The organism is Paenibacillus alkaliterrae, assembly GCF_021532375.1.
Taxonomy (GTDB): Bacteria; Bacillota; Bacilli; order Paenibacillales; family Paenibacillaceae; genus Pristimantibacillus; species Pristimantibacillus alkaliterrae.
The window spans coordinates 1-2,002 of sequence record NZ_JAKGAP010000151.1; the positions used below are offsets into that span (position 1 = coordinate 1).

Genomic DNA, 2,002 nt, shown 5'->3' on the forward strand with positions numbered 1-2,002 from the left:
CAGGTGGAGAACAATCTAGCGATTTGAACTGAATACGATTCCCTTGTCCAAGTTTTATAGATTTACACAACCCATGCTAAACTGCGAATAGCCTTAAATATGGAATATTATAATAAAACTATTGAAATATGGTATAAGAAATAATAGACTAAAGATGCAATATATTTCAAAGGAGGTATTATATGAGAAGATATTTATTGGTTTTTACCCCGTTGGTTGCATTGTTATTTGTTATTTCCATCAATTCCATCGTCGCAGCATCTGAGCAGGAGGAAGCCTTTCCGAATACATTACCTCCAGCCAGTACAGTAGAGGAGCAAGTGAAGTGGAAGGATCAATTCAAGGATTGGGCGGAGAAGAAGGGACATGTCAAGCATTTTGCAGGAGAGAAGACGAAGGGCTCGGCGATTACAATAGCAGGGAGAAGTGTCAAGCTCCCGGGTGATGCTTTTGTTAAAGCATACGTCGTAGACGATGAGCGCCTGGAGCTAAGTGAGGAAACGGCGACCAATTTGCCCTTTTACGCTATTCAGCGGGGGAACTCCACAATTATGATCGCGGAGCATACCGGAGTCGTCGTGAATTTGGTCCTTGATGAAGCCGACAAGAAGCCTTTTGAATTTCTCAAGGGAGATGTCAAAGGATACTTGAAGGGGGTGGCTAAGGATGAATAGGAGGATCCTCTACCTTTTCTCCATCATTGCGGTATATATCCTTGTGCTGGCACCTGCAGCATCCGCGAATCATCATGTTTGGCTGGTTATGGACAGCAACAAGCAGCTGTCCGGCATGACGGGGGACGAGTCCCGAGCAAGCTGGTGGATGATCAACGGCGCGGTAACCACCTATAAGTCCAACTCGACGACGATCAGCTCCAACGTAACGACGGCGGTCAACAATTGGAATGCGCAAATCCCCCAAGTAAGGATAACCGGTACCGGGAGCGATCTTGTATTTGATTACTCCGATTCCGTATGCGCGGTGGGCTCGGGAGGTTGCCACTCTATAGCATCGGTATATAATGACACAACCAGAAAGGCCAACTTCACGCTAAGCTCCAACATCACTATTACGAGCAGCTCTTCAAACAAGACAAGAACGGCAGCACATGAGATCGGCCATTACCTGGGTCTCCATGAAAGATACCGGGACGACGGCTCCACCGGAGATTTATGCAACTCCGAGAATACAATCATGAACGGCGGTGGCTGCGATACCAACACAGGTCCCACTTCCTTGGACAAATCCCGCATGGATAACTTCATGGGTAGCGGCTATGCGAACAATGTCCTTCCGGTGTTAAATGCCTCGGGCATCGTTACCGTAACCTGGGACGACTATGCCTACGGGGAGCTACATTACCGAGTCAGATATCAGAAGAATGTCTCCGGAGCATGGAGCACCATCTCGACAAGTGAAGTGACTATGAATACCGGTCTCGTGGCGAGCGCCTCATGGAAGTCTCCGCCGCTTAAGCCGCAATCATCATTGAGTTTATCCAGCTATGGTAAAGGCTCGTACAGGGTGGAGATTACCCCCTATTTCAAGAGCTATGACAAGTACGGCGTTGTAACCTATTCATCCTCATTCACCTATTATGGCTAAGAAAAAAGAATTCCTGCTTCTTGGTGGGTCACTGAAAAAGTCTCTTTGAGTTACAAAGGGTACAGCCACTCAAAAAAATGAGTGGGCTGTACCTTTTTCCTTTAAAGGTACACAATTCCTCTTTCTACCATCCAAGGGATGGTGGTTCTCGTAGGCGATGGGATGAAGCAAACCAAGGAAGCCCGCTGGATGCCCGGCGTCAAGAAGCTCCATCAGGAATCTGAGAATTCCTCCAAGTCCGACTATATTTTCGGGCATTTGTTTGGCGCCGTCGGCTTTCTCGCAGGAACTAAGGCCATCGAACCTGCATTCCCGCCAACTCATAACGAGGACGGCGGGGTGACTCCCAGCTTTTGAAACAGCTCGCGCTGTTTTTCGGTGATTTCACCGATTCGCA

At 47.9% G+C, this 2,002-nt stretch carries 3 protein-coding genes; all 3 read left to right on the forward strand.

All coding sequences use genetic code 11. The features are described 5' to 3' along the window. Positions 1–182 precede the first annotated feature (182 nt). The 3 genes from L1N85_RS26865 (at position 183) to L1N85_RS26875 (ending at position 1,962) form a co-directional block, all read left to right on the forward strand. Positions 183–674, forward strand: a complete 492-nt coding sequence (locus L1N85_RS26865; RefSeq protein ID WP_235242075.1) for a hypothetical protein — start codon at positions 183–185, stop codon at positions 672–674. Beyond that, entirely contained in the window at positions 667–1,605 is a 939-nt protein-coding gene (locus L1N85_RS26870; protein WP_235242076.1) for a zinc-dependent metalloprotease family protein, read from the forward strand. The genes L1N85_RS26865 and L1N85_RS26870 overlap by 8 nt, the downstream gene beginning before the upstream one ends. 162 nt (positions 1,606–1,767) lie before the next feature. Further along, entirely contained in the window at positions 1,768–1,962 is a 195-nt protein-coding gene (locus tag L1N85_RS26875; protein WP_235242077.1) for a hypothetical protein, read from the forward strand. Positions 1,963–2,002: the final 40 nt, after the last annotated feature.

Excerpts from the sequence above, each read along its gene's own strand:
- L1N85_RS26865 (WP_235242075.1), top strand. The coding sequence starts at position 183 with ATGAGAAGATATTTATTGGTTTTTACCCCGTTGGTTGCATTGTTATTT.
- L1N85_RS26870 (WP_235242076.1), top strand. The coding sequence starts at position 667 with ATGAATAGGAGGATCCTCTACCTTTTCTCCATCATTGCGGTATATATC.
- L1N85_RS26875 (WP_235242077.1), top strand. The coding sequence starts at position 1,768 with ATGAAGCAAACCAAGGAAGCCCGCTGGATGCCCGGCGTCAAGAAGCTC.